The following is a 20,760-nucleotide window of genomic DNA, read 5'->3' as shown; positions in this document are numbered from 1 at the left end:
AAGGTTAAAACTTAAAACCATCAAGCAGCCTGAGTCAGTTGAAGGTTTTAAGTTTCACATGAAAATCTTGGTTTAGAATTTTTTCTCTACGCTGAACAATATGCTAGGAATGGCTTGGCTTGTACGTGCTTGATAGAGGCTACCATCGGATTGATAATTCAGGCGTTCTTTGTAGTCGGTACTTAACAGATTGCGCGTGCTTAATGTAGTCGCCCAACCTTTTTTAAAGCGTTTGGTTGCGCTAATGTCCAGATTGACTCTTTCATTACTGGTGCGATCATAAGGTTGATTTTCTAGTACACGAGTAAATTCTGGGGTATAACTGAGGTTGGCACTGGTCGAAAGTTGCCACGGCTGATAGTTATAAGAAAGCCCCATACTGGCTGTATAAGGTGCAACATCGCTGGCTAAACGCTCTTGGTGCGTAATATCATCTTCGACTTTGGCACGAATGGTCGAGAGTTGACTATTGAGCATCCATGAATGTCCTTGAGCATTTTGTTTTAATGCATAACGTCCAGAGAGCTCGACACCATAGGTGGTTGCATGATCTTGGTTTTGTGGACGCTTTACGTAACGTCCATTTTCTTGTTGAATGACCGACTCAATATAGTCATCAATTTGACGATAGAAGCCCGTAACATTAACACCGCCAGCAGATGTATTAAATCCTAAAGTGGATTCATATGCCGTGATTTTTTCTGGGCGTAAAAATGGATTGCCACCACGGTCAGGGTTATTCAAGCTGCCTGCATCACTGTCTGTAGAAATAGATACTGCCGGTAATAAATCGTCAGCCTTCGGACTACGAAATGCTTGACTAATATTGGTTTGAAGTGACCAGCGATCATCAAAATCATAGCGATGTGCAACGACAGGGCTGAGGTTTTGGTCGTCATAATCGACTAAGCCTGTACGATGTACCCATTCTTGACGTAAACCAACAGTCAAAGTTTGTTGGTCGGTAAAACGCCAACTGCCTTCGCTATACAGGGCATAACGTTGCTCATCTAAAGTTTCGGCTGTATTGCTTTCTAAGCTGTTTGAACGTGTATCTAAGCCAAACTTAATTTGACGATTTTCATCAAATTGACGAACACCATCATAAGCTAACCCTAGTTCTTCAATTTGCTGATCGATATATAAGGAAGAAAGTGGAGAGCGGGTAAGTTCAGTTTCATTTTGTTTTTCATAAGACAAACGGACTTTGTCCGAGTTCTTATTCACTTGACGTTCGAAGCGCGTATTTAGGCGCATACTGTCATTTTTGTCTTGCTGAACTTGGTCTAAGCGTGAGCCATCCCGTTCATAATTGCGATAAAACAGCTCTGCCACGACTTTCTTTTCGTCATCAATTTCATACTCAAGGCGTGGGCTGATCATTGATCCTTTACGTTCAGCGACATTTTTTTGTAAACGAGTTTGGTTTGCTGTTTGAGTTTCTGTAATTGAAGTGCTGTCATCCCAATTTTGGTTGGCAGATACGCTGTATAGCCAAGGACTATTACGCCCATCCATTTGTAAAGAGACATTTTTACGCTCTTCTTCTGAGGCTTCAGAGTGGTTAAATCCATAGCCTACACGTGCTGTTCCACTTAAACGCGAACTTTGTAATGGTTCTTTTAAAATAATATTAATCACGGCAGAGGCAGCGACCGAAGCTTGAGTCACACTTGGTTGTTTGGTGATTTCAATCCGTTCAATCATGTCTGGCGTAAGGGTATCAATAATGGACATGCCGCCGCGCGGACCGCCTTGTACAGGTTCACCGTTGATCATGAAAATAGGCGCACCGCCGCCACGGAAGCGCATACCTGATGCACCGCCTAGACCACGCGGGCCAGTAGCAGATGGCATTTGAAAACCTGCTGCGCGTCTTAAAGCATCACTGACAGATTGATCGCCATATTTCAGCATTTCTTCACGATTGATAATGGTTTTGGCAATGGCACTAATATCGTTATTCTTATTTGCTGAGGAGTCTGCTTGGAGCTTTAATGTCTTTAGAACTTGTACAGGTTCTGCTGTAGCGACTTGTGCGTTATCGGCAGCCCAGCCTGTAATTGAGACACCCAAAAGAGCGAAAGTAAGTGCACTAAACTTCCAAGAAGGCTGTAACGCATCCATAACTTTATGTTTCCAAATGTAATGTTGCGTAAGATTAAACTAAAATTATGGAGAAAGATTGTGGAGTTATTGAATTATTCTCTTGGCGAATAAAAAGTTGGCCAGTTTGATGAATGTATAAGTTTAGTTTGTTGTTATTTTCGGGGAATGGTTTTTTTAATCGATTGTAATTTATTTATTGTTTATTTTAGATCCCGACAATTGGCTGCTTTACCTTGATATAAAAAATACAGAGTTGATAATTTTAATGGCTATGATACAACAGAGATGTACTGGTCATGATCTAAATTGCAATGCAAGTTACTGAACTGATTCCTTTATCTGAAATAGAGGTCAATCGACAGGACATTTTAGCTATTCAACGGAATGAATTAGTGCCGATTTTTGATAATCCGGCATTGTTGGCTGGCTACGCTGAACAGATTGTTCAAGCTCAGTCTGTGTTGTTACAAGGCGTCGATCCATTGCTGACCCAGCAGTTTAGGCAAAGTATTGAAGAGCTTATTCAAGCCTTATCTCAATCGAATAAATACCTAAAAAAACGCAGATTTAATGCTTTGCAAAAGTGGCTTGGTATAGACATTGAGCATGGTTCAGGACAAATCGATTACTATAAAAATCTTGATATGTTGTTGGACCGTTGCCAGCATTTAAGTCAAAAATTACGCTTAGAAATACAGAAATCAGAATCGAGATTTCAGCAATTATTGGGCTTACGTTTAAGAATGGCGAATTACGTGGTTGCGGCACAAGAGTTTGTGCAGGAGTATCCTAACATGCTCCGTACGCAGCATCCTTTAGATCAATTTTCTGATCGTTTATCTAAGAAAATTCACAGTTTGCAAACCGTACAAGCCAGCAATGATATTGCCATGCAGCAAATACAGCTTTCTCAGCAATTGTCCTTAGGTTTACTTGACCGTTTTACTGAAGCACAACAGGTGTTAATTCCAGCTTGGCAATATCATGTCAAACAAAGTCAACAGACAGACTCGACTTCCGAGCTATTAAAGCTAGATAATAGCCGTGAAAAATTGATTAAAACTTTAAGAAAATCATTAGAGAAACCTTCGGGAAACTCTTCATAAAATTAGGTGAATTATGACCAAGTCTGAGCAAAACCATTTAAGTGTAATCATGACGCCAGAGATGGCTGAACAACAGTTTCAGCAACTGAATTTAAAAGAGCTAGGTTTGCAGCCTTCAGATTTGGCTGAGGTGATGACTGCAACCAAAGAATTGGAAGAGATGAGTCATCAGAGTGTTGCGGAATATGGTAAGCATATTGCCACGCAAACCTCGACGTATACGGATGAATTGCTAGGTTTGGTACAAAATAAAGATTTAGATGCTACGGGACAAAAACTGAATCAAGTTGTACAAGTGGCACAGCAATTAAACAGCAGCAGTATTTTGAATCAGTCTAAAAGCTCAGGTTTTTTGGGCAGTATTTTAAGTAAATTCAAAGGTGCGAAGCAGAGTTTTGATCAGCACTTTAATACCACCAAGGAGCAAATTGATGCTTTGGTTAAAGAAATCGAAGCGTCACAATCTGGCTTAAAAGACCGAGTTAAAACCCTCGAACACATGTTTGATTCAGTGCAAGATGAATATAAACAGTTAGGCGTTTATGTGGCTGCGGGCAAGATTAAGCAGCATGAAGTTCAGCAGCAAATTGCTCAACTCACCACACAAGAACAAGATCAGACTATTACCCAGAAAATTTACGATCTGAATCATCTATCGAATAATTTGGAGAAACGAGTCAGTGATTTGCAGGTGCTACAGCAATCTGCAATGCAGACTTTGCCTATGATTCGAATTATCCAGTCGAATAATTTAATGCTGGTAGATAAGTTTTATGCCATCAAAAACATTACATTACCCGCATGGAAAAACCAGATTAGTTTGGCTATTTCCTTACAAGAGCAAAAAAATAGTGTGCAGTTGGCAAACACGATTGATGATGCGACCAATGACTTACTGCGCCGTAATGCCGATTTACTCCATCAAAATTCTGTCGATACAGCGCGTGCCAATCAGCGATCGGTGATTGATATTGAAACCCTTGAGCATGTCCAAAATACCTTAATCCAAACGGTGAATGATGTACTTCAAGTGCAAAAAGAAGGGATGAAGAAGCGCGAAGAAGCAGCACAGCGGTTACGTAATTTACAAAGTAATTTGAGTCAGTTGGTATTAGAGTCGAATCAACGCTAAATTGTTATTTTAGAATTTTGCAGGAGGTCCCTTGTCCAAATTAGAAGATGAATATGCAGTCAATACCGCCAATATTCAGCAAGGTGTGCAGACTTTAAAACGTCGGCAAACACATCTGATGCGGTGGTGTATATTCACAACCAGTTTGGCGCTTGTGGCTTTGGTTAGTTATTTTCTACAACAGGAGATACTTTACAGTTGGTTTGGCATTAGCCTTGAGGTCAAACAACTGCATATTCCTGTATCGGCAGATCGTACTTTGATGCAGTTTGGGCAAGCACCAAATTACTTTTTTAATTTATTGTCTTGGTTTGGTTGGTTGTTCTTAAAAATAACCAGTGCTTTTATTGGTGCTTTTTTTGTCATTCACTTTCTCAAGAAAATCCGCTTTTTTGCTATACGCTTTCAATCTTTTGTACTGAAATTTGTAGGCTGGATCATCGCATTTATATGTATTTGGTCCGCTCTGACCTATGTTCAATATGATTGGAATGATGAAGCAGCAGATCCTTATGCAACTGCGATTGAGTATAAAAACAGCTTACATGAAAGTGAATTGGCTCAATATTTAGACCAAACCGAACTTGCACCACCCGTCAAAGCCTACGTACTGGCGCAAATCGCATTGTTGCATGCACCTGCCGATGAAAATGCCGCGATTCCTTATGTCTTAACTTTGGTTGAAGCCGAGCAAAACGATCCCAATTTTATACAATATGGTTTTAGCCCTTCACAAGTGTGGGCGATGCAGCAGCAACTTTATGGCAAAGCGATTACACCCTTAGCAAAATCCATCTCTCCACAAATTGAACAGGCTCAAAAGTGGGGAAATATTTTACAAGTTGTGATTATTTCAGTGTTTATTCTAAACGTCATTTTAAGTTTAATTTTCTATTCATTCTCGCGGTATTTTTCTGCAAGAACACGTAGAATTGAGCAAAATTTAAAAAATGTCAGGTAAGTAATTCATGTTATGTAAGATTTTTATCAATTATCTAATAATTCGATTGTGATTATAAATACAAACTGTTTTACCAATTTTATGTTTTTTACTATGATGTCTTCATCAACTTAATTATCTCTCCACTGGAGTCGTTAGCAATGTTAGATCAAAATACTACTGCTCAATTAAAAACACTTTTAGAACGTCTTGAAAGCCCAATCGAAATTATCGCGTCTTTAGATGCTTCAGAAAAATCTGAAAAAATTAAAGAGCTAGTGACAGAAATTGCGGTGTTATCAGACCAAGTGACAGCACGCTTTGATGGTGAACATACACGCCGTCCAAGCTTTGCAATTGCCAAAGCAGGAGAGCAACCTCGTGTACACTTCGCGGGCTTGCCAATGGGACACGAGTTTACCTCACTCATTCTTGCATTGTTACAAGTATCAGGTTACGCACCAAAAGTTTCTGAAGAGGTGTTAAATCAGGTTAAAGGTTTAAATATTAAATCTAACTTTGATGTGTTTGTATCGTTAAGCTGCCACAACTGTCCAGATGTCGTGCAAGCTTTGAACCTGATTGCCATCTATAATCCAGATTCAACTGCAACCATGATTGATGGTGCGTTCTTCCAAGACGAAGTTGAACAACGCAAAATTATGGCTGTGCCAATGGTTTTCCAAGATGATCAGCATATTGGTCAAGGTCGTATGACGTTGGAAGAAATCATTGCCAAACTGGACACCAATTCTGCTGACAAAGAAGCAGCGAAGTTAAATGCTAAAGATGCTTTTGATGTCTTGGTAATCGGTGGTGGACCTGCGGGTGGTACGGCTGCAATTTATGCGGCTCGTAAAGGGATTAAAACAGGTATTGTGGCTGAACGCTTTGGTGGACAGGTCATGGACACCATGGACATTGAAAACTTTACCACGGTACAGAAAACAGTGGGTCCGAAATTCGCACAGGATATGGAAGCACATGTTCGTGAATACGGTGTGGACATCATGAATTTGCAACGTGTGAATAAAATTACTGGTGCAGATCAAACAGCAAATGGTTTGGTGGCTGTTGAACTTGAAAATGGCGCAAAACTTGAATCGAAAACGGTCATTCTTTCGACTGGTGCGCGTTGGAGAGAAATGAATGTACCCGGCGAAGCAGAATACCGTACTCGTGGGGTTGCATACTGCCCGCACTGTGATGGTCCTTTGTTCAAAGGTAAACGTGTAGCAGTGATTGGTGGAGGTAACTCTGGTGTAGAAGCTGCAATTGACTTGGCAGGTATTGTTGAGCACGTGACTTTGGTGGAGTTTGATACTAAACTGCGTGCCGACCAAGTGTTACAAGACAAGTTAAACAGCTTACCAAATGCCACAGTGATCATGAATGCATTATCTACTGAAGTTATTGGTGATGGTGCTCAAGTGACTGGCTTGAAATATAAAGACCGTGCAACTGATGTAGAACACACTGTTGAGTTATCTGGGATTTTCGTACAAATTGGTTTGTTACCAAATACGGATTTCTTAAAAGAGAGTGCAGTTGAACTCACTCAACGTGGTGAAATTGTGATTAATGAACGCAATGAAACCAATGTGAAAGGTGTGTTTGCTGCGGGTGACTGTACCACTGTTCCATACAAGCAAATTATTATTGCGACGGGTGAAGGTGCAAAAGCGTCACTATCTGCTTTTGATTACATGATCCGTTCAGGTCAGTAATAAAAAAGAGCCAACATACACTGAGTTATGTTGGCTTGCTATTAAACTTTTTACTTTTTATAGGAACTGAGGACGCTAACACCGATGTTCCTTTTTTTATTGTTTATTGTTTTCCCCCAAGACTTGGTTAAAACAGTTTTTATTTTAAATAATATTCAGCGCTTTAAATTTCTCCTCTAATGTCGCTTTGCTTTCAATGTGTTCAGGATGAACTTCAATACAATCGATCGGGCAGACTGCCATACAGGTTTGATGTTCATAAAACCCCACGCACTCTGTACAGCGTGCCACATCTATCTCGTAGATTTTCTGACCTTCATAAATGGCATCATTGGGACATTCTGGTAAGCACATGTCGCAATTGATACAAGCATCCGTGATTCTCAAAGCCATGACTTAACCTGCTACATAGGCCAGTGAAGATGCCGAAATATCGATTTCTGAGTTTGGCAGATTACGGATCAGCAGGGCATATCGCATATCGACATCGGCAGGAATAGGAACATCAACAATATGACCTGAGCCTTTGGCATAGGGAATGGAGTTGCCTTTTTTGTCTAAAATCTCGGTCAGTACAAATTGAATATTGCCTTGTGGGGTCATGAGTTCCAGCGTATCACCCACAACAAAGCGGTTCTTTACATCAATTTTAATGTAGTCCCCTTGACGTTCTAATACTTCACCACAAAACTGTTGATGGTCAAAACGTGAAGAACCTGTTTCATAATTTTGGTATTCGCTATGCACATGGCGACGTAAAAAACCTTCGGTATAACCACGGTTTGCTAAGCCTTCCAGTTGTAGCATGAGTGATGGATCAAAGGGTTTACCTGCCAGTGCATCATCAATGGCTTTGCGATAAATTTGTGCGGTGCGTGCGCAGTAGAAATAAGATTTGGTACGACCTTCAATTTTGAGTGAATGAATACCCATTTGGGTCAAACGCTCAACATGTTGTACTGCGCGTAAGTCTTTAGAATTCATGAAATATGTGCCGTGTTCATCTTCTTCTACGGCAAACATATCTTCTTCATTACGTTGTAACAGTACCGGTTCAGCGCATTGATTTTGCGCTACAGCATGTTGTTCATCTACATCACTATTGCAACACTGGTTTTCTTGGACTTGATGCACAGGAATCACATCACCTGTTTCGTCTTCTTGCGCTTGGTGCAGTTTGTAATCCCAACGACAAGCATTGGTGCAAGCACCTTGGTTGGCATCACGTTTATTCATATAGCCTGAAAGGAGACAACGTCCAGAATAGGCCATGCACAATGCGCCATGCACAAACACTTCAATTTCCATGTCTGGAACATGATTTTTAATCTCTTCAATTTCTTCCAGTGACAGTTCACGCGACAAAATCACGCGAGTGAGCCCCATGTTTTTCCAGAACTTGACGGTTGCCCAGTTCACAGCATTGGCTTGTACTGAAAGATGCACAGGCATGTCTGGAAATTGCTCGCGTACCATCATAATTAAGCCAGGGTCCGACATAATTAATGCATCTGGCTGCATGGCAATGACAGGTGCTAAATCACGAATGAAGTTTTTGAGCTTGCTGTTGTGCGGTTGAATATTGACCACGACATAGAATTTTTTGTTTAAAGCATGTGCTTCCTGAATCCCAATCGCGAGATTGTCATGATCAAACTCATTATTACGAACACGTAAGCTATAGCGCGGTTGTCCTGCATAGACCGCATCGGCTCCATAAGCAAATGCGTAGCGCATGTTTTTTAAAGAACCAGCAGGAGAGAGAAGTTCAGTGACGTGGTGAATGCTCATGACAAAATAAAGGCATACAAATAATATGACTTTATTGTATGGATATAAAAAAAGGATTCAACCCAGTAAATTAGTCGGTTTTATTCTGATAAACCTAGATTTTTCAAAATTTGACAGTGATCAATGGTGGTATTGCTAGAACAGGATTGACGTAGTTCCTGTAATTGACTTTGAAATGAGATCAATTCGGCAATGTTTTTTTCCACTTGTAGAATATGCTGTTCGATCATTTGATCGACAACTTGGCACCCTTGTTGTGGTTGTTTAATGAGATCAATCAATTGTTGAATTTCGGCAAGTGACATATCTAAGCCGCGGCACTGTTTGATAAATTGCAGCCGTTTTAAGGTTGCTTCATCATAATATTTATAATTATTTTCGGCACGGTAGCTAGGAATAATCAGATGCTTTTTTTCATAAAAGCGTACTGTATCAACAGGTAATTGCGTTTTTTTTGCGAGTTGGTGGATTAAATAATGCTGCATGGCTTGACCTTAGAGCGAGTCCATAGTTTTAAATAAGCATAATATAGATCAAGGAGTATGGAAATGGCTTGTAGCTGTAGTCATGAACCCGCACCAGTCAAACCCAATAGTAAATTTAGAACAGCTTTATGGATTGCACTGATTATTAACCTGATGATGTTTTTTGTTGAACTGATCGGTGGGGCTTATGCGCACTCTTCAGCGCTCTGGGCAGATTCACTCGATTTTTTTGGTGATGCAGTCAATTACGCCATTTCACTGGTGGTATTGGGGGCAAGTTTATATTGGCGTGCCACTGTTGCGTTGCTGAAAGGGTTTACCATGGCGAGTTTTGGACTCATCGTCATTGCAAAAACAGGGTATAGCTATAGTCAAGGTATTCCCCCTGAAGCGATTACCATGGGGATGATTGGCATTTTAGCTTTAATTGCTAACGTGATTTCAGCCGTGATTCTTTATGCCTTCCGTGATGGCGATGCCAATATGCAATCGGTTTGGTTGTGTAGCCGTAATGATGCAATTGGCAATATTGCCGTGATTTTTGCTGCGATTGGGGTGTTTGGCACAGGTAGTTTAGTTCCAGATTTAATTGTGGCTTTAATTATGTCAATGCTTGGTTTAACTGGAGGATATCGTGTCATTAAACAGGCATTGGCAGAGCGACAAGCCAGTAAAACTGTAAGTAGTTTGGAAGAGTGTTAATAAGTAACGTCGAATTGAATAGTCGATCTAGTAACTTGTGATGATTGTGGATTTCATCACAAGTTGAATTATGTTGTAAATTTTCTATTAAGATTTATTTATATTTCATTGATTTTTATCTATAATTTCTCAAATTTACTTTTTATAAAACCATAAATTTTTAAATGGTCAGGGATAGAATGTGTGTATTGTTGAGTGAAAAATAAAAAAAATGGAATTTCTTTTTTTATTTAAAGAAGAAAAATTGGTGACATCAATAAAATTTCAAAAAGAGGAAGTATGCCACAAGTTTTTAAAAGTAAAGCTGGTTGTATTTATTTGCTATTTCAAATTATTTTTTGTTTTATTTTTTTTGATAGTTTTAATACATATTTATTAATTTTTAATCTATGTGTATTTTATTCAATTTACTCTTATTCTGAAGATCAGAAATTTCAATTTTTTTTAATATTTATGGTAATGGTTGGGGCATTTATCTATTCATGGGTGTCTTTTTTTTATAAAAATCCCAATCTTTATGTTAAAAATAACAATTATATAGAGGGTTATTATTTGGTTGAAAGAAAAGCAAAGAGTACTCGTTCGGTAGGTGAATTTATGAGTAGGGATAGTTTGATTGAACCTTCATCATTGAGAAGTTTGAGATTGAAAGATGAAAAAACTAATTCAAAAATTATAATTGAATGTTCAATTTCAGAGTTGGGTTGTCCATTTTATAAAGATGTTGGGAGGAAGGTGTATGTGAAATATGTGGTAAGTGAATTTTATTCAAGAAAATATGCATTCTATCTTGATGATGGTGATATTTATAATGAGGATTATTTTAAAGAAAAATATGAGAAAGAGAACTATAAAAAATTATTCTTCATTATTTTTTATATGGGAAGTTGTTTTTCTTTTGTCTTATTTTTTGTTCGAAGGAAAGTTTTAAATTAGCCATATTTAAATCATTAGGGTTTATTTTTATTTATCTAATTAATGAATAATTTTCTAGTTGGCTATTAGTTATTTCATAAATTTATATGAAATAACTGCCTTGTAATAAAAAATGCTCTCTTTTTCTACCGAATAACTTGTGGTGGTAGATAAATGGTGAATTCATTGATCGGTTCAATCAGAACACTATACGGATTTAACTGATCTGCGAAAGAAACCAAATTCAGTCGATCCAGCAAGTCAAATTTTGCATGAAGCAATTGGGCTGGTTTTAACTGAAGTTGATCGTGCCAAACGCGATAAGTCCCTAATTGACCATCACGACGATGATAAAAACCTGCGAGGGGATAGGTGAGATAAACCAAATGACTTTCTAGGTCTGGGAAGCCTGTATAATTCAATTGGTCATCTTTGGATTGCGTGAGTTGTAATTCAGCATTTGCCCATGCTGATTGGGTCTCCATCTTATATTGGCTGTAGTAGCCATGCTCATCTTGATGACAATCAAAATTGAATACTGCGGAATGCCAAGGGAGCTGCCATAAATAGCGAGGAACAATGAGTGTCCATGAATCTAAAGTGGTTCCTAAAAACCAAACGCAACGTTCTTGCGTGTGCAGATCTATGACATAGACGCGGTAATCGGTTTGTCCCATGCTGAAATTGGGAAAAGGAAAAACAGCAGAGCTAAAATCAACATTGATAAATGGCACAACTGACATGAGTACTTGCTCTTTACCTTGATATTCGATGGTATCGAGCTTAAATCGAGGCGGGATAATGTCATTAAACTGTTCTGGATCAATGGCGTAGCTAATGATTGCAAAATGTTGCAACTTACATTGTACATCTATGCCAGTCGGTTTCGGGCGTGGATGTAAAAAATCTTTAAATTTTAGGTATGGAAAAACCATTGAATTTTTTAGAAAGTTTATTGTAATTGTGGTTATTCTAAGTAAAGTCGCTCATGCCGTAAAGCCATCAACCAAAGATAGGTCGACGTGAACATGACATGATAAAATTATGTACTGAGTAGATGCATTTTATTCCAAAACTTTGCCCAAAGATCTAGATATTCCTGTACGACTGTCTGATATTCGTGACTTTGATGGCCTTGGTAACTTTGAGTGAGGAGTGACCAAATATCATCTTCATGATTATCATCATTGGCTAATCTATAACTATGATCAACAATGCCGTGGCAATCATAATAACCTTCTGTTAAACGCGAATCGTATTTCTCTAAATTGATACGTAATGCTTCGCTATATTTAATCACTTGTAATTCTGCACAGGCTAAAATTAACAGTAAGTGTTCATATGAGTTTAAATGTAACTGAATAAACTGATTGAGTTCATATGCTTCCTTGCATACATTCTGTTCATTCAATGGATCAATTTCTAAAGCTTGAAGTAACTCCATGAAATAAACCAAATGCGATTTACTCGGAGAACTGAGTTGTAATTGGTAGGTGTTGAACCCTAACTCATCAATCAGATTCAGCGACAATAAGTAACGTGCATAAGCTTTCGCATGCACACGCTGTTGCATATGAATATTGGGGTGATGCTCTAGTTGGTATGCTTGATAAATAAGCATACTTAACGCATCGGTAAAGACTTTTACAATGGCAGCGAAATAATTGATATGAATCAACTTGAGCTGCTCAAGTGAAAGCGCTTGATGGTGTAAGCGGTCTAGAATTTGTTGTTGAAATAATGGATGTTCAATACTGCGCTGTTTGAGTGTGCTCACTTGCTCGACATGTTGATGCCATAAAGACGCTTCAACTGAATGTCGAATAAAATTTAAAGCTTCCAATCGGGCATTTTCTGATTGTGTAAAAGCAAGTGTACTCATGTTTGAGATGTCAAATTTTGAATAATTTCATCATAGTAAAAAAAAGTTAAATGCGCTATAAAGATTTAAGCAAGATGCTTCACTTTTATTGATTTATTATTATAGAATAGGCACATACGAAACTTTACGTATGAGTTCAATCATCAGATATAAATAATGATATAATATAACTCACCTGTTTCTTTACTTAAAAAAGATGCCCCTTTTTTTATTCCATTTTGAACCACTTCTGCTTAAAGATAAGTTTGGTAGGTAAATAGCATGTCCAAAAAAGACGACATTATTAGTACTGCGCTTCATCTTTTCAATTCTTATAGCTATAACTCGATTGGGATTGATCGAATTATTAGTGAATCGGGTGTCGCTAAAATGACATTCTATAAATATTTTCCGTCCAAAGCTAAACTAATTGAAGAGTGCTTACACCGTAGAAATATGAACTTACAAGAATCTTTAGATGCAGCAATTGCTCAGTGCCAAGCTGAGGAGTATTTAGACCATATTAAAACCATTTTTTACTGGTACCACGCGTGGTTTCAGATGGAAGATTTTAATGGGTGCATGTTTCAAAAAGCTGTTGAGGAAGTCTCTAAGGTTTATCCTTCAACGATGCAACCAGCAATGGAATATAAAGAATGGTTAACTGAACGTATTCGTTTTGCATTGGCAAAATTAGGGGTAACTCAGTCATCTCAGCTGGCCAGTATTTTGGCAAGTATTCTGGATGGTATGACCATACAAGCTCAAATGGACAAGGGACTAGTCAAAATTGATGAGTATTGGAAACGAGTCTATAAACTAATTCAGCTTGAGCTTATGGAAGCCTAAGAGGCTTCCACTGGGCAGATAAGTGAAGGCACTAAAACAGGTATGCAAATAAAAAAGCGTGAATACCGTAACGGTATTCACGCCTCGCTGATAGTTCCCTGATATTAATATTTTAGCCGGCCCCGAGCAGAAGCTGTCTAAAATATTAATGTTTTAGAGGAGCTTGGAATCTCCTTTCTTATATCGTTTATAATAATTATTATAAAGTACCCTCTGGATTGATTATAAATTACATCAGCTCAACAAAGTCACATCTAGAACTAGACAGACCTGTCTGTTCTTGATTCGAATTATAGGGACTTTTATTGATTTCGACAACACATTTTAGTCGATTTATTGGAGTTTATGACGAAATTTTGCGCTTTAGGTTAAAGATTGTACATTTTAAGTAAAAATTAACTCACTGAAAAATAAAAAAAACCGAGGGATTTCCTCGGTTTTAACTTGAAAAGAAGATTACTTCTCAACAAATGCACGTTCAATGACATAATCGCCTAAAACACCCATACGTGGTGATTCTTTAAGACCATGTTGATCTAAAAGTGCAGCGACATCATCAAGGAATGCTGGGCTACCGCAAAGCATTGCACGGTCAGTTTCTGGGTTGAAACGTGGTAAACCAATCTTTTCAAAGATTTCACCCGTTTCAATGACTGTCGTAACACGGCCTTGGTTTGGATATTCTTCACGAGTTACTGTTGGGTAGTAAACTAACTTGTCTTTAATACCAAGTTCTTCGAAAAATTCGTTGTTTGGCAACTCATTTAGAATAAGGTCTTGGTAAGCCAATTCAGAAATGAAACGTGTACCGTGTACAACAATAACTTTTTCAAAGCGTTCGTAGGTTTCAGGGTCACGAATAGTCGACAAGAATGGCGCAAGACCTGTACCTGAAGAAAGAAGATATAAATTCTTACCAGGGTTTAAGTCATCAAGAACCAATGTACCTGTTGGTTTTTTAGAAACCAAAATCTCATCGCCAACTTTAACTTGTTGTAAAATAGAAGTTAAAGGACCATCTGGTACTTTAATTGAGAAAAACTCAAGTTCTTCTTCGTAATTTGCACTTGCAATAGAGTAAGCGCGCATAAGTGGCTTACCATTGACTTCAAGACCAATCATCACAAATTGACCATTTTTAAAACGTAATGCGGTATCACGCGTCGTCTTAAAACTGAAGAGTGTGTCATTCCAGTGGTGTACGTGAGTAATCTTTTCGACGTTAAAAGCAGCCATGAAAGGTCTCAATAAATTATCAAATTAGAACAGCTTGCTATTCTAATCTAAAATCATTCTCGATAAACTGAATATATTTAATTGAACTTATCAGAAAAAGTGATTATGTCTGAAATTCAGCTCCCTATTATTGGAATTATGCATTCACCGTATCAGGAAAAATTTGGAATTCCGCGGCAGCCTAATTTGGTTCAAGTTCAGTCTTATATAGAGATGCAAGCGCCTTATAATGATCTGGCTGCGTTTGAAGGAATTGATGAGTTTAGTCATTTATGGCTGGTCTGGCAGTTTCATGACAATAAGAATCAGCAAAAAAAAGACCAGTTCCGTGCACAAGTCCGTCCACCACGTTTAGGTGGAAATCAAAAAATAGGGGTTTTTGCTACACGTAGTATGTATCGACCTGCGCCAATAGGATTGTCGGTTGTAAAATTACAAGCCGTGAAAAAAGACGGTCGGTCTGTCAGGGTGTATGTCACAGGGAGTGATTTGCTGGATGGAACGCCCATTCTAGATATTAAACCCTATATTCATTATTCTGATGCCGTATTTGAGGCGCAAAGTGGTTATGCACAACAAGAGCCAACCCGAATGAACGTGCATTGGTCAGAGTTCGCTTTATTAGAAAAGCAGCGCTTGTTGGTACAGCAATTGATAGCACAAGCGCGATTTGATGAATTAGATCAGGTATTGTCATTAGACCCACGCCCAGCCTATCAGCAAGATAGTGATCGAATTTATAAAATGAAATTTGCTCAGCTCGATGTGAGCTTTGTCATTCAGGGTCAAAGCTTAGAGGTGATTGCTTTAGAGTCCGTTCACGCAGTCTAGTGGCGCTTTAGTTTATCTAGGTACATGTTTTTGTCGGCTTGTAAGCAAGCAGTAAGAATGCCATCACTTGGCTCGCGTAGTGCAAAGCCAATTGCGGCACTAATTTGTTTTGTTTGTAGGTTTTGAATGATTCGTTCTAGGTGAGTTTGAGAAGATTCTAAGTCATTTTCTACGGTTAATATGGCGAATTCATCTCCACCTAAACGTGCAATGATATCGGTATTACGGCAGCTCTCAGTTAAAACGGCTGCTGTTTGTCGAATCAGTTCATCGCCTGCAGCATGCCCATGTGCATCATTCATGAATTTGAGATCATTTAAATCTAACATAAATACCGTGGCATGATGTCCATAGAATTGGCAGCGCTCTTCCTCGGCAAGGATAAATTGATCCCAAGCCCGACGGTTATATAGCCCTGTAAGTGGATCACGTAGCGCTTCGGCCTGTAAACGTTCATTTTTACGGGTCTGTTCAATTTCTCTCAGTTCGGTTTGTAATATTTGACTGAGTAAATCGCCCAGTAATTCAATTAAACTTTGCTCTTCTTTAAGGCTCTCAGATTTTGGTTCTGGATCAATCGCACATAGTGTTCCAAACAGACTGCCATCTTCTTTGGTCAGTGGTTGACCAATATAGGCTTTAATCTTAAGTTGCTGTGCAATGGGTGCTTGACGATAAGCTGGAACATCATCGGAGGAGGGGGCAATTTTAGGGCCATTGCCCAAGACCATCTGAGAACAAAATGAATCGGCCCAATTAAAGACTTGCCCTGCATGTACATTATAAGCATGATCTTCTGTTTGTAAGATAATCCAGTCTTCGCCTTCAACACGGGTAATCATCCAAAGACCAAAACCGAAGCGTTGATATAAAAAACTAAGAACAGCTTGTCCTGCATCATGAAAGCTTTTAAAACCAATGTCGTTCATTGCACGAACCTTTAACAACAGAAAATAGGGAAATAAGTTCAGGTATTATTCTAAATTATTATTAATTAATAATTGGTTGTATCACATAATAATGTAAAAATGAATCGTTTTAAAATGCGTTTTAAATCTCGTTTTAAATAATTAATGTCAACCATTCTGGTTATTGCTCTTTTTATAGAATAAAGGATTTTGCCAAGTGTGAGTCTCAATCCTGCTTTTAGTGGAAGAGGATAAATCATATAAGCCGAACAATTTAAGAAATCATCCACCATAAAATCGAAATAAAAACCAGCATATGTAAAATCTGAGCAGGCGCAAAGGCAAGGGCATATTGATGTCCTCCAGTGAGGCTAGCATTGATAGATTTGGCGACTGCATGGGCCACCATTCCTAAAATGAGGGCATAGACAAGCGTGTGATTGGTGGGATCCCCTTGTACAATAATTGCAGCCATTGCGGCATGAATTTCAAATAAAGAGGCTAAAAGCGTCCCTATAATTAAGCCTGCATCGCCTAAGAGTAAGCTCAAGCCATAAACGACCGCCTGAATAATTGTTAGTGTTGCTGCAATAATGGCGGCTTCTTTTAGGCTAAACATGCGTCCATCAGGATGTTCTGTTGGAGTAGAGGGTTTAGTTTTACGCATGAGCCAAAGTGCCCACAGTATCAAAATACTCATGGCTGCAAATGCTGGCAGAATAATCAGCTTGAACCAATTTAAATTAATTCCTGCGACAATCAGGAGTAATTGTAAAAGGGTCGCTACACAAGATAATAATGCAGCTCCAGCATTGGGCACAGCTTCGGCACGTCCTGCACGCACCTCCATTCCTAAACTGGCAATAGTGGCTGTACTTGATACAAAACCAGAAGCCAATGCAGATAAAATGAGGGCATTTTTTGCCGAAAGTAAGCGCTTTGCAATATGGGCAAGTGCTTGAACAGCGAGAATTAAAGCCAACAGTTTGAGAATAATGTGAGGGTTTAATACAGTACCCCAAAGTGGCATGTTGGGGGTTAGTGGCAATGCAACCAGAATCAGGGCAAGTAAGAATAAGCCATCTCGAAATTCGCGTTCCGTTATCCATTGGCTAACAAAGCCATGAATTGGATGTTTGAGCATTAAAATGATGGTGAGTATGACTGATAGTCCTGCTGCGAAGGGCGCATGCCAGATACAAAGTGCCCCGATAAAATAGGTCATTACAAAGGCTAATTCAGTTGTTACACCAGGGTCATCTACTTGGTTACGCAGTGAAAATACTGTTATTGCTCCAATAATTATGGCACCCACAATCCCAATAATCGTGCCCAAGGCAAAACATAGCGCACCCATCAAGGCACATATTGCAAAAGAACGTACTCCAGCAAAACTGTTTGGGTTTTCACGTTGTTTACTTCTTTCTCTTTCTAATCCGATCACTAAGCCGCAGCCCAAAGCCACTGCCATTACAGTCAACAGCTCTTGAAAAGAGGCTTGTTCTAAGGTCTGGTTAAAGAGGAGATTGGGCATGAGTCATTTAAAACCTTGTTATTGTGAGTCTCAATTTATGTGAATAATGAATTTTTTTATACTTTTCCCCTTAACTGAGGATATTTTATTCTTTATAGCATAATTCAGACAAAAACTCTGAATTACATCATCAAGATTAAATATTTAAATAGGGAGATATCAATATATTAATCAGTAGTTTTAACGATTTAAGTCGATGAACATCCGAGAAATAAAGTCTGTTATAGTGTCGCTAGAAATTGAGGCTTAGAATAATGAATTTTAATTTTGAAATTGATACGACGTGGTGTTTAGAGCAATTATTTAAAGATGGTCGCATTGATGAGCGTGAAAAATTATTAGTACAAACCACGCACCGTCAACGTGAGCAACTAAAATGGCATCCGTTACAGTGGATTGCCAATTTTAATTTGAAAGATCAGCTTCATCCTCAAGCGACTTTATCCCTGAATCGTTTAATGCAATGGCTGGCAGATAAATCTAATCTCCCTTTATATGTAATCGATCCTCTAAAAGCCGATGTTGGGGCACTGACGAATGTAATGTCGCAAGAGTTTGCGGTTCGCAACAGAATTCTTGCAGTAGAAGTAAAAGCGGATGAAATTTTAATTGCGACAGATCAACCCTATAAAACGGAATGGGTCGGAAATTTAGAGCGCAGTTTGTTGCCTAAAAAGATTCAACGGGTTCTACTCAGCCCAGACCAGTTACAGCGTTATTTGGTTGAATATTATCAAGTCAGTCGTGCTGTATCGAACTCGCAGAAGTCCAGTACTTATGATCGTGAAAATAAAGGGGTGGAAGCCTTATTACAATTAGGGGATACACAAAACCCTGATGCCAATGATCAGCATATTGTGAAATTGGTCGATTGGATTTTACAGTTTGCATTTGAACAAAGTGCCAGTGATATTCACATGGAACCGCGTAAAGATACGGGTAAAGTCCGTTTTCGTATTGATGGCGTGTTACATACCATTTACAACATGCCTGCCAATACCCTGACGGCTGTGATTTCTCGAATTAAGATTTTGGGTCGCATGAATGTTGCGGAAAAGCGTAAACCGCAAGATGGACGTTTAAAAACCCGTACCCCCAAAGGGCAAGAAACAGAGCTACGTTTATCCACTTTGCCTACAGCGTTTGGTGAAAAGTTGGTGATGCGTATTTTTGATCCTGAAGTTTTGGTTCGTAGTTTTGAGCAATTAGGTTTTGAAGGTGGCTTGTTAAGCGATTGGCAAAGTTTAACTTCACATAGTCATGGCATTATTTTGGTGACAGGACCAACAGGTTCGGGTAAAACCACGACGTTATATTCTTCCATGAAGAAATTAGCAACGGATCAAGTGAATGTATGTACCATTGAAGATCCGATTGAAATGCTTGAACCGAGTTTTAACCAAATGCAGGTAAACACTGCCATTGAGCTGGGTTTTGCAGATGGCGTGCGAGCACTTATGCGACAAGACCCTGATATTATTATGGTGGGGGAAATCCGCGATCATGATACAGCCAACATGGCAATTCAGGCAGCATTAACGGGGCATTTGGTGCTTTCAACCCTACATACCAATGATGCGCCATCAAGTTTGACCCGTTTGCATGATTTGGGCATACAACCGTTTTTAACTGCGGCAACCATTTTAGGTGTGTTGGCACAACGTTTGGTGCGTAAACTGTGTCCACATTGCAAAAAAGAAAACCATATTAATGAAAGTGAATGGGAACATTTAACATTCGACTATATTATGGAAATGCCAGAGAAAGTTTATAGTGCTGTAGGTTGTGAAGCGTGCCGTCATACTGGCTATAAAGGGCGTGTCGGTATTTATGAATTTATGCCACTCAGTTTAACTACTAAGCAACTTATTGGTGCAAATGCAAATTTAACCGAGTTACGTCAACAGGCAAAAAAAGAAGGCATTGAACCTTTACGTATTGCAGGTGCACGTAAAGTGATTGCGGGCATGACCACCTTAGAAGAAGTCTTAAGAGTTGTGCCGTTGAATTAACATGTATTTGTGAGTCATTCTATTTAAATGAATGCCTATATTTGATCGTTAGGTACACGTTCTGCTAACTTTATTTGAAGATGCGGTATTGAGAGAATCTTAAGATTCCACTCATGTTATTTTGTTTTAATGGCTTTAATCAAATCAAGACATGAATATGTGAGGGTGAAGTAATGAAGGTAATTTCTAAAATAACGGTAGTTGCAGCTTTGGTGGGCGCAGTGAGTAGTTTTGCATTTGCCAATACAGCAGTAGTGAATCAGCAGGCAATTGCTCCAACACAAATTACCGTTAAGCAGGCATTAACTTTAAAAGATGATACACCTGTAAAACTTAAAGGCTATGTTGTTAAAGCTTTGGGCGATGAAAAATATCAGTTCCAAGACCAGACAGGTAGTATTACGGTCGATATTGATCATAAATTATGGCGTGGTCAGCCTGTATCGGCTAAAACCCCCGTTACACTCACAGGTGAAGTTGATATTGACTATCTGCCAACAAAACGTATTGAAATTGATGTTGATACTTTAACTTTTTAATTAGTCATCTATTGAATAAAAGCCACATGCAAAACATGTGGCTTTTGCATTTTAAATAAGATCAAGGCATGCTGAGATTAAGC

The 20,760-nt window shown here is 38.8% G+C and carries 19 protein-coding genes; 10 read left to right on the top strand and 9 right to left on the bottom strand.

Annotated features, from left to right (window positions below; translation table 11 throughout):
* Positions 1 to 72: 72 nt before the first annotated feature.
* Positions 73 to 2,127, bottom strand: coding sequence for a TonB-dependent receptor plug domain-containing protein (locus E0H87_RS12195; protein ID WP_131323849.1), 2,055 nt, complete (start codon positions 2,125 to 2,127; stop codon positions 73 to 75).
* Between the two features lie 293 nt (positions 2,128 to 2,420).
* Here E0H87_RS12195 and E0H87_RS12190 point away from each other — a divergent pair, with 293 nt between their 5' ends.
* From E0H87_RS12190 to ahpF, 4 genes are all read left to right on the top strand, one after another.
* Positions 2,421 to 3,215, top strand: a complete 795-nt coding sequence (locus E0H87_RS12190; protein ID WP_131323848.1) for a tellurium resistance protein — start codon at positions 2,421 to 2,423, stop codon at positions 3,213 to 3,215.
* A gap of 13 nt (positions 3,216 to 3,228) precedes the next feature.
* Complete coding sequence (locus E0H87_RS12185; protein WP_131323847.1) at positions 3,229 to 4,347, top strand: toxic anion resistance protein; 1,119 nt, start codon at positions 3,229 to 3,231, stop codon at positions 4,345 to 4,347.
* 31 nt (positions 4,348 to 4,378) lie between these two features.
* Positions 4,379 to 5,308, top strand: coding sequence for a hypothetical protein (locus E0H87_RS12180; RefSeq protein ID WP_131323846.1), 930 nt, complete (start codon positions 4,379 to 4,381; stop codon positions 5,306 to 5,308).
* Between the two features lie 140 nt (positions 5,309 to 5,448).
* Complete coding sequence (gene ahpF / locus E0H87_RS12175; protein ID WP_131323845.1) at positions 5,449 to 7,014, top strand: alkyl hydroperoxide reductase subunit F; 1,566 nt, start codon at positions 5,449 to 5,451, stop codon at positions 7,012 to 7,014.
* Positions 7,015 to 7,158: 144 nt separating this feature from the next.
* Here the strand turns inward: ahpF and E0H87_RS12170 are convergent, their stop codons facing one another.
* The 3 genes from E0H87_RS12170 to E0H87_RS12160 form a co-directional block, all read right to left on the bottom strand.
* Positions 7,159 to 7,407, bottom strand: coding sequence for a YfhL family 4Fe-4S dicluster ferredoxin (locus tag E0H87_RS12170; RefSeq protein ID WP_131323844.1), 249 nt, complete (start codon positions 7,405 to 7,407; stop codon positions 7,159 to 7,161).
* Positions 7,408 to 7,410: 3 nt separating this feature from the next.
* Entirely contained in the window at positions 7,411 to 8,805 is a 1,395-nt protein-coding gene (gene yegQ, locus E0H87_RS12165; protein ID WP_131323843.1) for a tRNA 5-hydroxyuridine modification protein YegQ, read from the bottom strand.
* 80 nt (positions 8,806 to 8,885) lie between these two features.
* Entirely contained in the window at positions 8,886 to 9,290 is a 405-nt protein-coding gene (locus tag E0H87_RS12160; RefSeq protein WP_044739419.1) for a Cd(II)/Pb(II)-responsive transcriptional regulator, read from the bottom strand.
* A gap of 63 nt (positions 9,291 to 9,353) precedes the next feature.
* Between E0H87_RS12160 and E0H87_RS12155 the strand changes: the two genes are divergently transcribed.
* Together E0H87_RS12155 and E0H87_RS12150 are read left to right on the top strand one after the other, a co-directional pair.
* On the top strand, positions 9,354 to 9,992 hold the full coding sequence (locus E0H87_RS12155) for a cation transporter (protein WP_131323842.1): 639 nt from the start codon (positions 9,354 to 9,356) through the stop codon (positions 9,990 to 9,992).
* 279 nt (positions 9,993 to 10,271) lie between these two features.
* Entirely contained in the window at positions 10,272 to 10,928 is a 657-nt protein-coding gene (locus tag E0H87_RS12150) for a hypothetical protein (protein WP_131323841.1), read from the top strand.
* 125 nt (positions 10,929 to 11,053) lie between these two features.
* Here E0H87_RS12150 and E0H87_RS12145 read toward each other — a convergent pair whose 3' ends face one another.
* Both E0H87_RS12145 and E0H87_RS12140 read right to left on the bottom strand, forming a co-directional pair.
* A complete protein-coding gene (locus E0H87_RS12145) occupies positions 11,054 to 11,842 on the bottom strand; it encodes a DUF2071 domain-containing protein (RefSeq protein WP_131323840.1) in 789 nt (262 codons plus the stop codon).
* 107 nt (positions 11,843 to 11,949) lie between these two features.
* The gene (locus E0H87_RS12140; protein WP_131323839.1) at positions 11,950 to 12,789 is read right to left on the bottom strand and encodes a hypothetical protein; all 840 of its coding nucleotides are present in this window, start codon (positions 12,787 to 12,789) and stop codon (positions 11,950 to 11,952) included.
* A 261-nt stretch (positions 12,790 to 13,050) separates the two neighbouring features.
* On the opposite strand from E0H87_RS12140, the gene E0H87_RS12135 reads away from it, so the two are divergent.
* A complete protein-coding gene (locus E0H87_RS12135) occupies positions 13,051 to 13,617 on the top strand; it encodes a TetR/AcrR family transcriptional regulator (protein WP_131323838.1) in 567 nt (188 codons plus the stop codon).
* Between the two features lie 456 nt (positions 13,618 to 14,073).
* On the opposite strand, the gene E0H87_RS12130 is transcribed toward E0H87_RS12135, so the two are convergent.
* Positions 14,074 to 14,853, bottom strand: coding sequence for a ferredoxin--NADP reductase (locus tag E0H87_RS12130; RefSeq protein WP_016167459.1), 780 nt, complete (start codon positions 14,851 to 14,853; stop codon positions 14,074 to 14,076).
* Positions 14,854 to 14,958: 105 nt separating this feature from the next.
* Here E0H87_RS12130 and tsaA point away from each other — a divergent pair, with 105 nt between their 5' ends.
* The gene (tsaA, locus tag E0H87_RS12125; protein WP_131323837.1) at positions 14,959 to 15,684 is read left to right on the top strand and encodes a tRNA (N6-threonylcarbamoyladenosine(37)-N6)-methyltransferase TrmO; all 726 of its coding nucleotides are present in this window, start codon (positions 14,959 to 14,961) and stop codon (positions 15,682 to 15,684) included.
* Here the strand turns inward: tsaA and E0H87_RS12120 are convergent.
* Together E0H87_RS12120 and E0H87_RS12115 are read right to left on the bottom strand one after the other, a co-directional pair.
* The gene (locus tag E0H87_RS12120) at positions 15,681 to 16,613 is read right to left on the bottom strand and encodes a sensor domain-containing diguanylate cyclase (RefSeq protein ID WP_131323836.1); all 933 of its coding nucleotides are present in this window, start codon (positions 16,611 to 16,613) and stop codon (positions 15,681 to 15,683) included. The genes tsaA and E0H87_RS12120 overlap by 4 nt on opposite strands.
* Positions 16,614 to 16,866: 253 nt before the next feature.
* Positions 16,867 to 18,126: an MgtC/SapB family protein gene (locus tag E0H87_RS12115; RefSeq protein WP_131323835.1), complete on the bottom strand. Its 1,260-nt coding sequence runs from the start codon at positions 18,124 to 18,126 to the stop codon at positions 16,867 to 16,869.
* A gap of 254 nt (positions 18,127 to 18,380) precedes the next feature.
* Here E0H87_RS12115 and E0H87_RS12110 point away from each other — a divergent pair, with 254 nt between their 5' ends.
* Together E0H87_RS12110 and E0H87_RS12105 are read left to right on the top strand one after the other, a co-directional pair.
* Positions 18,381 to 20,138, top strand: coding sequence for a GspE/PulE family protein (locus E0H87_RS12110; protein WP_131323834.1), 1,758 nt, complete (start codon positions 18,381 to 18,383; stop codon positions 20,136 to 20,138).
* Between the two features lie 173 nt (positions 20,139 to 20,311).
* Entirely contained in the window at positions 20,312 to 20,677 is a 366-nt protein-coding gene (locus E0H87_RS12105; RefSeq protein WP_131323833.1) for a NirD/YgiW/YdeI family stress tolerance protein, read from the top strand.
* Positions 20,678 to 20,760: the final 83 nt, after the last annotated feature.

Origin of the sequence: Acinetobacter sp. ANC 4178, from assembly GCF_004331175.1 — a bacterium.
In the GTDB taxonomy this organism is placed as follows: Bacteria; Pseudomonadota; Gammaproteobacteria; order Pseudomonadales; family Moraxellaceae; genus Acinetobacter.
The sequence above is the reverse complement of the archived record's forward strand: the minus strand, read 5'-3'. Positions and strand labels throughout refer to the sequence as shown.